Genomic DNA, 9,051 nt, shown 5'->3' on the forward strand with positions numbered 1-9,051 from the left:
GGGAACGGGCGGCAACCCGCTCGCGCCGCTGACGGGCGCGTTGGGCGCGTTGGGCGCGTTGGGCGCGTTGGGCGCGTTGGGTGGGTTGGGTGGGTTGGGTGGGTTGACGGGGGGAACGGGTAGCGGGCCGCTTGCGCCGCTGACGAGTGCACTTGGTGGGCTTACTGGCGGAACGGCTAGTGGGCCGCTGGCTCCGGTTACCGGCGTGCTTGGCGGGTTGACTGGCGGAACCGGTAGCGGGCCTCTTGCGCCGGTTACTGGCGTGCTTGGTGGCCTGACGGGCGGCGCTGGCAGCGGGCCGCTTGCGCCAGTTGCCGGCGTACTCGGTGGCCTGACTGGCGGCACTGGCAGCGGGCCGCTCGCCCCTGTTGCCGGTGTGCTCGGCGGCCTGACGGGTGGAACGGGTAGCGGGCCGCTTGCGCCAGTTACCGGTGTGCTCGGCGGCCTGACGGGCGGCACTGGCAGCGGCCCGCTCGCCCCTGTTGCCGGCCTGGTCGGCGGACTGACGGGCGCGGTCGGCGGCGCATCGGGCGGCACCAACGCGCTTGCACCCGTGACCGGCATTCTCTCCAGTGTGACGGGCGGACTCAGCGGCGCTGCCGGCGGCGGCGCCACCAGCAGCCCGCTTGCACCCGTCACCGGCTTGCTGTCGACCGTGACCGGCGCTATCGGCAGCGCCACTGCGCCTGCAGCGGCAACGTCGAGCGCGCCGGGCGCCGCGCCCGCGGGCGTGTCGCTCACGGCGACCTCGGGTAATGCGACCACGAACAATCCGCTCGCGCCCGTGACGTCGCTGGTGGGCGGTCTGCTCGGCGGATTGTCGAAGAAGTAAGAAGCGCAACCGCTCGCGCGTCGCCGCGCGCTCAGTGCGGCTGGCGCGGCACGCGCCGGGCGGCGACACGCACGAGATGAACCTGCAATCGACTCACATCCGCACAAGCTCGCCTGCGGCACGGACAGCGCCGTTCAACGGCAGCCTTCGCGCCTGCTTTTGAATGCAGTTTCACGGATTTGGGCACAGCGTCGAACAGGGCTTCAGATACGGCTTTGAGCACGCTTCCAACCGGGCTCGACACACGGCTTCGAATGCAGCTTCGAACACGGCTTCGAACCCGGCCTTAAACACCACGCGCCGCCACCCACCACACAAACGGCGCGTTCCAGCAGCAAACACGATCGCCAGAAAAGGCATTGAGGAGCACACATGTCCACGCACCGCCTGTTTAACCGCCGCCCCGCCGCGAGCGCCTTTCTGTCGCTGCGCACTCCGTTGATCGCGGTGGCCGTCGCCGGCCTGCTCGCCGCGTGCGGCGGCAGCACCGTCAACTCGCCGCCGACAGCGAGCACCGGCACCGGCGGCGGCTCCGGATCGACGGGCGGCGGAGGCACCACGACGACCACGACCGGGACTTCCGGCGCCGTCACCGGCGCGGCCAAGACGACCAACGACCTGGGCGCGGTGATCGCCGCGCAGACGATTCCCGGCCTCAGCCCGCAAGTCACGCAAGGCCTCGGCAACGCCGTGTCGGGCACGAGCGCCACGCTGAACTCGCTTGCCAATGCGGTGACGAGCGGCGTCGGCCAGATCGGCGCGACGCCGAACCCGGTCGGCACGACCGTCGCGGGCCTCGGCTCCGTGGTGAGTTCGACGAGCGGTGTCGTGCAAGGACTGAGCACCGCCGTCGACGGCCTCGGCAGCGGTAATCTCGCGCCGCTGTCGCCGGTGACGACGCCGCTGGCCGGCGCGCTCTCGACCACCGCGACGACGCTCAACGCAGGCGGCGCGACGCTCGGCAATACGCTTGGCTCCGTGCCCGTCCAGCAGGTCACGCAGCCGCTCAGCACCGCGATCACGCCGATCGTCACGACCGCGGGTCTCGTCACCCAGGCGGCCGGCACGCAGACGGGCCTGGGCGCGCCGGTCGGCGGTCTGCTGGCTCAGGTGGGCGGCGCGCTCAGCTCGGCCGGCTCGCAGATCGGCGCGGCGAGCGGCAATCCGGTCGGCGCGGATGCGGGCGCGCTGGTCGCCTCGCTCGGCAACACGGTGACGAACGCCGGCGGCCTCGTCAATCCGAACGGCCCGAACGGCGCACTGCCGATTCCCGGCCTGATTACGAGCCTCGTCGGCAACACGAATCTGAGCGTGGCCAACGGACCGCCGTCGAACAGCAGCCCGTTGAGCCCGCTGCAAAGCGTGCTGGCCAGTCTCGGTCTGGGCGGCAATCCGCTCGGCTCGGTGTCGACGCTGCTCGGAGGCACGCCTCTCGCCGGCCTCGGCTCCGGCCTGAGCGGCGCACCGCTCGGCTCGCTGACATCGACGCTCGGCGGCACGGGCAGCGCAGCGAGCCCGCTGTCGTCGCTGTCCTCGCTGGGCGGCGCGCTGTCCGGCGTTGCAGGCGGTACGGCAAGCGGTTCCGGCGGCGGCGCTCAGGCGCTCGGGCCCGTGACGGCTCTCGTCGGGCAACTTACCGGCACATTGAGCGGCGCGGCGGGCTCGACGGCTTCCGGCGGTTCCGCTGGCGCGTCGGGCAATCCGGCGAGCGGACTGACGACGCTGGTCGGCGGCCTCCTGCCGGTTAATCGTAAGTAGTCCGCATAAGCGGTGCTGAGGCGCGGATGCGGCGCGAGCGGCATCGGCCGGAACACTCCACGGTTCCCGCCGATGCCGCTCGCAAAGACAGTGAGACTCATCGCGCGACGCCTGCTGAAACGAACACGCTTCGATTGCGCGGCTGCGAGGCATCGCCGTCGATGCCCGCGACACTCCGCGCGATGGGCGCTGCATTCAAGCTTCGCGCACTGCATGACGTAATACATGGTGGGACGGCAAAGTTCGTCCGGCCATACATAAGCGGGCGCCGTCAGGCGGCAAGGCCATGCCGCGCATCGACAGGCGCCCGTAAAACAAGATGGCATACGAGGACAATCCGATGAAACTCGGGTACGGCAGCACCTGGACCTTCGTGCTCGCGGCGCTCGCCGCGAGTGCATGGCAAGCACCGGCGCACGCGCAATCGCGCCCGGCACCGACGGCAGGCGGTAGCACGCTGGGCGGCAACCCGCTGGGCGGCAATCCGCTGGACTCCCTACCCCAGATCAAGGCACCCGACAAAGGCCCGAACGTGACCGTGCAGGTCGCGCCCCAGGCGCCTCAACTCCAGGAACTGCTCGCGCGCCATCTCACGCCGACGCGCGTGCAGGTCGAAGGCGTCAAGTCCATTCCGTTCGACGACGTCGCGCAGCGCTTCACGCCGCTCGTCGGCAAGGACACGACCATCGGCGATCTGATCCAGGTGGCCAATGGCGTGACGAAGCTCTACCAGGACCGCGGCTTCGCGCTCTCGTTCGCATTCATCCCCGCGCAGACATTCGACGACGGCATCGTGCGCGTGACCGTCGTGGAAGGCTACGTGTCCGCGGTCAAGGTGACCGGCGAGGCCGGCGCCGTGGAAGACCGGATTCGCGCGATCGCCGATCGCATCACCGCCGACCGGCCGCTGCGGCGCGCGACCTTCGAGCGCTACATCAACGTGCTCGGACTGTTGCCCGGCGTGAAGGTCGCGGCCAACGTGCCACCGCCGCAAAACACCGACGGCGCGACCACGCTCGCGCTCAACGTGGAGCGCAAGCCTTTCGACGTCAGTACGGGCATCGACTTCAATCATCCCGGCGTGCAAGGTCTGCTGACCGCGACCGAGAACGGCCTCACCGCGCTCGGCGAGCAACTGAGCGTGTCGGCGCTGCTGCCGAAAGGCCGCGACAACGTCACCTATCTGGCCGCGCATGCCTCGGTGCCGATCGGCAGCAACGGCCTTATTTCGAAGCTCGACGCGTCGCACTATCGCGGCAATCCGGTCAACAATCCGGGCTTGCCGTCGTATGTGGAGCGGACGGTCATCAACGACAAGATCGGCGGCTCGCTCACGTATCCGCTTCTGCTGAGCAATACGCAAAGCGTGATCGGCACGGCTTCCGTCTACGCGTCGCGCAACGAGGACCGCTATCACAATCAGGTGAACGGCGCGCAGATCGGTCTGCGCTCGCAAGTGCGCGTAATGCAGATGCAAGCCGATTACGCGAGCGTCGAAACCGGTCAGGTGCGCCGCGCGAGCATCAACGTGGCGAAGGCGTTCGACATTCTCGGCGCGTCGAAATCGGGCGATTCGAACGTGCCCGGCACCAGCATCAACAATCCAGCTTCGATCAATTTCGTGCGCACAGGTGCGAGCTTTTCGCAAACCAACGAGTGGCCGCTCAAGATCGGCACGGCGATTTCGCTGACGGGGCAGTACAGTGCGGTGTCGCTACCCACGTCCGAGCAGATCGCCTTCGGCGCGCAGCGTTTCGCGCAGGGCTATCAGCCGGGCGAAGCGTCGGGCGATTCGGGTTGGGGCGCCATGTTCGAGATCAACCGCGCGTTCACGCCGGGCTTCACCTATCTGCGCACGTTCACTCCGTACGTTTCGTTCGACATGGCGCGCGTCTATCTGCACGCGGGCACGCCGTCGCCGTCGCGGCTTGCGTCGATTGCGTTCGGCTTTCGCCTCAGCGACGCGAAGTATTACAGCCTCGATCTTTCCGTGGCGAAGGCGGTCGGCGATGCTCCAGTGGAAAGCGCGTCGCGCAGTCCGCGCATCAATGCGACGTTCTCGTATCAGCTCAATTGAGCGGCGAGTGCGCTGCTCCGATTAGAGGTTCCACTATCAAAGCGTGCGCGCACTTTCGCGCGCACATCACGTATTCTGCATCGATCTCATCAAGCGGCCGCCCCAGAGCCGCCAGCCGAGCCCCGTGTGCGGCGCGCGTCGGGAGACCTGAAGGGCATCACGCGGCTCGCGCCTCACGCGATGCCAATAACGCTGCGCGACCACGATCGCGCCGTCTTTTATCAAGGAGGAAGACAATGATGCAGTTCACCCAACGTGCCCGCGCGATCGCGCTTCGTACAGCGAAACAGGCTGCGCTCGCCGGCGTGCTGCTCGCGAGCGCCGTCACCGCGATGGCGCAAGCCGACACGCCGGTGGGCACCTGGCAGACCATCGACGATCACACCGGCCAACCGAAGGCGCTCGTGCAGATCGTCGAGACCGGCAACGGCACGCTGAGCGGCAAAGTGATTAAAGGACTCGGTCCGAACGACCAACCCGATCGCCGTTGTACCGCCTGCACCGATGCGCGCAAGGATCAGCCGATTCTCGGCATGACGATCATCGACGACATGAAAAAAGACGGCGATGCCTGGGATCACGGGCAGATTCTCGACCCGGAAAACGGCAAGCTCTACAAGTGCAAAATGCACCTGGAAGACGGCGGGAACAAGCTGGTGGTGCGCGGGTATATCGGCGTGTCGCTGCTCGGGCGCTCGCAAACGTGGGTTCGTCAGCAGTAGCGAAGACGCGCTAACCCGGCGCGCGAGCGAAAAAAGAAAACGGCCGACGAGATGATCGTTCGGCCGTTTTTTCTACGTGATGTCGCGTGATTTGAATCGTCATGCAGCGTGTTTGAAGGGCGACGTGAAAGCAAACGGAGACGACGGCAACGGATTGACCGGCGGCGGGGTATATACCGCAGGGGCCACCGGAGCCGGCGCTTTCTGCGCTGCGGCGACGTTTTTCTTTTCCGCGCTCAGATGCGTGCGCATGCGTGCTTCCATCATTGCGCACAGTTCTTCGCTGGCGGCGCCGAACAACTGTTCCATGACGCGCTTGAGCACGCCGGACTGATACCACGCCTTGAAGCGGCGATGACAGGTTTGATACGACGGGTACTTGCGCGGCATGGCCGACCAGGTAGCGCCGCTGTACATCACCCACAGCACGCCGTTGAGCACCGACCGGGTGTTGGCCAGCGGGCGGCCGCGCAATTCGGAGCGCGGACGCAGTTCGGGCAGCAACGGCGCGATGCGCTGCCATTCTTCGTCGTTGATGTCGCGATAGGGATTCATGGTTTCTCCTTTGTCAGATACCCGACAAAGATAGCCAGTCACCCGAAGGCAAAACATCGGAGCAATCCGAATCTTGAAAATACGCCGTTAGGCCTAGGCCGCTAGGCGCAGGCGATGTGACCTATCGCAAAAGCACGCCCGGCAGCTTGCGAACGCGCTCGCCGCTGCGCCGGCTTCAAGTCAGCGACGTATCGACGATCCGCCGCGGCGCATCGAGATACTCCTTGCTCTGCATCTCGACGATGCGCGACACCGTGCGCGTGAATTCGTTGGCCATCGGGCCGTCCACGTAAAGCTGCTCGGGCGGCACCGCGGCCGACATCAGCAGCTTCACCTTGTGGTCGTAGAACACGTCGATGAGCCACGTAAAGCGGCGCGCCTCGGACGCCATGCGCGCCGACATCTGCGGGACCGCGGACAGAATCACCGCGTGAAAACGGCTCGCCAGTTCCAGGTAGTCGTTCTGCGAGCGCGGACCGCCGCACAACGTCGCGAAGTCGAACCAGACGACGCCGTCGGCCTTGCGCAGCGCCTTCAACTCGCGCTTTTCGATGTGCAGGATCGGGCTTTCGTCGGGCACCGCGGCGAGGCGCGCGAACGCGTCGCGCAACGACTTGTCGGCGGCCGCGCCGAGCGGCGTGTGATACACCTCGACCTGCGCCAGCGTGCGTTGCCGATAGTCGATGCCCGCGTCGACGTTGATCACGTCGAGCTTCTGCTTGATCAACTCAATCGCCGGCAACATGCGGTCGCGATGCAGGCCGTCCGGGTACAGCGTGTCGGGATCGTAGTTGGACGTCATCACGAACTGCACGCCGTTCTCGAACAGCTTGTCGAGCAGGCGATAAAGAATCATCGCGTCGGCAATGTCGGACACATGAAACTCGTCGAAACAGATCAGCCGATAACGCTTCGAGACGCGCCGCGCGAGTTCATCGAGCGGATCGGCCTGCCCTTTCAGTTCTTCGAGCTCGCGATGCACCTCGCGCATGAACTCGTGAAAATGCAGCCGCGTTTTGCGCTGCACCGGCACGATCATGTAGAAGCTGTCCATCAGAAAGCTCTTGCCGCGCCCTACGCCGCCCCACATGTACACGCCGCGCGGCTGCTCAGGATGATTGATCAGCTTCTTGAACGCATTCGAGCGGCGCGACTTGTACTCGACCCACTCTTCGTAGCACCGCTGCAGACGATCCACCGCCGCGCGTTGCGCCGGATCGGATTGATAACCCCGCGTCTGCAGTTCTTTCTCGTAGTATTCGGTGACGTTCATTGTGTTGCTGCAAAAGTGTTGCTGCAAAAAGAAAGGCGGGAGGGATTGAACCCGCCCGCCTTGTGATGCCAGAAATGCCGAAGTTGCGTTCAGTCAGGCGTGCGCGTTTACATGTTCAGCGCGCGCTTGTCCACGGCGAGCGCCGCTTCACGCATGACTTCCGACAGCGACGGGTGCGGATGGCAAATGCGGCCGATGTCTTCCGACGCCGCCTTGAACTCCATCGCCACCACGGCCTCGGCGATCAGATCCGATGCGTTTGCCGAGATGATGTGCACGCCGAGCAGTTCGTCGGTCTTTGCGTCGGCGATCATCTTGACGAAGCCATCCGCCTTATTGATGCCGAGCGCGCGGCCGTTCGCCATGAACGGGAACTGGCCGGTCTTGATCTCGCGGCCTTCCCCCTTCAGTTGCTGCTCGGTCTTGCCGACCCACGCGATTTCCGGCTCGGTGTAGATCACCCACGGGATGCAGTTGTAGTCGATGTGCGGCTTCTGACCGTCGATGATCTCGGCCACCAGCACGCCTTCGTCCTCAGCCTTGTGCGCGAGCATCGGGCCACGCACCACGTCGCCGATCGCGTACACGTTCGGCACGGCCGTCGCGCAATGATCGTCCACGTCGATAAAGCCGCGCTCGTTTGCCTTCAGACCGATTGCTTCGAGACCGAGGTTGTCCGTATTCGGCACACGGCCGATCGACACGATCAGGCGGTCCGCTTCGAGCTTCTGCGCGTTGCCGTCCTTGTCCGTGTAGTTGATCGTGACGCTGTTCTCAGTGGTCGTGACTTCGCCGACCTTCACGCCGACGTGAATGTCGAGGCCCTGCTTCTTGAACTGCTTGGCCGCTTCTTTCGCCAAAGCCTGGTCAGCCGCGCCGAGGAATTCCGGCAGCGCTTCGAGCACGGTCACTTCCGCGCCCAGACGACGCCAGACCGAGCCGAGTTCCAGCCCGATACGGCTTGATCAGCTGCGCCGATCACGCGAGCTTCTTCGGAGCGGTGTCGAAAGCGAGCGCGCTTCGTGTCGGCGACGATCTTGTGTCGACCGGGAATGTTCGGCAGATGGCGCGCTTTCGAACCCGTCGCAATGATCACGTTCTTTGCCGTGACCACTTCGGTTTCGCCTTCGCCGCTCACTTCGATCTGCACGCCGGCGTCCGTCTTGCCGGTGAACTTGCCGTGGCCCTTGAGCCACGTGATCTTGTTCTTGCGGAACAGGAATTCGATGCCCTTCGTCATCTTGTCGACGATGCCGTCTTTACGGGCCATCATCTTCGAGATGTCGACCTTCACGTTTTCCACGGAAATGCCGTGGTCCGCGAGGTGATGCGATGCGTTTTCAAATTCTTCCGACGACGCGAGCAGCGCCTTCGACGGAATGCAGCCCACGTTCAGGCAGGTGCCGCCGAGCTTCAGCGCGCCGGCCGGGTTCTTCCATTTTTCGATACATGCGACGGTCTTGCCGAGCTGCGCTGCGCGGATCGCGGCGATATAACCGCCAGGGCCGGCGCCGATCACGACGACGTCAAATTCTTTGGACATGACAATCCTTTTGATGACGGAACGGCGCGGCCACGCTTATTGGCCACACTTGGTGGCGCGGCTCGTTCCAGTACTGCGGAATGCGAAAGACGTATTGCTCATCTGGAGCCGGCTTGCGTGTTTTACAAGCCGGCTCCGGTCGGACCGTTGCTTACAGGTCGAGCAGCAGACGCGCCGGATCTTCGAGCGCGTCCTTCATGGCAACCAGCGACAGCACCGCTTCGCGGCCGTCGATGATCCGGTGGTCGTACGACAGCGCCAGATAGTTCATCGGGCGGATCACGATTTTCC

At 65.2% G+C, this 9,051-nt stretch carries 6 protein-coding genes and 2 pseudogenes; 4 read left to right on the forward strand and 4 right to left on the reverse strand.

Going from position 1 to position 9,051, the window contains the following annotated elements:
- The 4 genes and pseudogenes from BGRAMDRAFT_RS34335 to BGRAMDRAFT_RS32930 all read left to right on the forward strand — a co-directional run.
- Positions 1-832, forward strand: a pseudogene (locus tag BGRAMDRAFT_RS34335) (collagen-like triple helix repeat-containing protein); the annotation flags it as partial.
- A 372-nt stretch (positions 833-1,204) separates the two neighbouring features.
- A complete protein-coding gene (locus BGRAMDRAFT_RS32920; protein WP_006053261.1) occupies positions 1,205-2,590 on the forward strand; it encodes a collagen-like triple helix repeat-containing protein in 1,386 nt (461 codons plus the stop codon).
- A gap of 340 nt (positions 2,591-2,930) precedes the next feature.
- Entirely contained in the window at positions 2,931-4,667 is a 1,737-nt protein-coding gene (locus BGRAMDRAFT_RS32925; RefSeq protein WP_006053262.1) for a ShlB/FhaC/HecB family hemolysin secretion/activation protein, read from the forward strand.
- Between the two features lie 236 nt (positions 4,668-4,903).
- Positions 4,904-5,389, forward strand: coding sequence for a DUF2147 domain-containing protein (locus tag BGRAMDRAFT_RS32930; protein ID WP_006053263.1), 486 nt, complete (start codon positions 4,904-4,906; stop codon positions 5,387-5,389).
- 99 nt (positions 5,390-5,488) lie between these two features.
- Here BGRAMDRAFT_RS32930 and BGRAMDRAFT_RS32935 read toward each other — a convergent pair whose 3' ends face one another.
- From BGRAMDRAFT_RS32935 to BGRAMDRAFT_RS34240, 4 genes and pseudogenes are all read right to left on the reverse strand, one after another.
- Complete coding sequence (locus tag BGRAMDRAFT_RS32935; RefSeq protein ID WP_006053264.1) at positions 5,489-5,944, reverse strand: transposase; 456 nt, start codon at positions 5,942-5,944, stop codon at positions 5,489-5,491.
- A 175-nt stretch (positions 5,945-6,119) separates the two neighbouring features.
- A complete protein-coding gene (gene zapE, locus BGRAMDRAFT_RS32940) occupies positions 6,120-7,217 on the reverse strand; it encodes a cell division protein ZapE (RefSeq protein WP_006053265.1) in 1,098 nt (365 codons plus the stop codon).
- 107 nt (positions 7,218-7,324) lie between these two features.
- Positions 7,325-8,760 (reverse strand): annotated as a pseudogene (lpdA, locus tag BGRAMDRAFT_RS32945) (dihydrolipoyl dehydrogenase).
- A gap of 151 nt (positions 8,761-8,911) precedes the next feature.
- Positions 8,912-9,051 (reverse strand): 2-oxo acid dehydrogenase subunit E2 (locus BGRAMDRAFT_RS34240; protein ID WP_198143946.1); only part of this gene is annotated, 140 nt, incomplete at its 5' end.

This window comes from Paraburkholderia graminis C4D1M (assembly GCF_000172415.1).
In the GTDB taxonomy this organism is placed as follows: domain Bacteria; phylum Pseudomonadota; class Gammaproteobacteria; order Burkholderiales; family Burkholderiaceae; genus Paraburkholderia; species Paraburkholderia graminis.

Coding starts and splice junctions, on each gene's coding strand:
- BGRAMDRAFT_RS32920 (WP_006053261.1), top strand. CDS start 1,205: ATGTCCACGCACCGCCTGTTTAACCGCCGCCCCGCCGCGAGCGCCTTT.
- BGRAMDRAFT_RS32925 (WP_006053262.1), top strand. CDS start 2,931: ATGAAACTCGGGTACGGCAGCACCTGGACCTTCGTGCTCGCGGCGCTC.
- BGRAMDRAFT_RS32930 (WP_006053263.1), top strand. CDS start 4,904: ATGATGCAGTTCACCCAACGTGCCCGCGCGATCGCGCTTCGTACAGCG.
- BGRAMDRAFT_RS32935 (WP_006053264.1), bottom strand. CDS start 5,944: ATGAATCCCTATCGCGACATCAACGACGAAGAATGGCAGCGCATCGCG.
- zapE (WP_006053265.1), bottom strand. CDS start 7,217: ATGAACGTCACCGAATACTACGAGAAAGAACTGCAGACGCGGGGTTAT.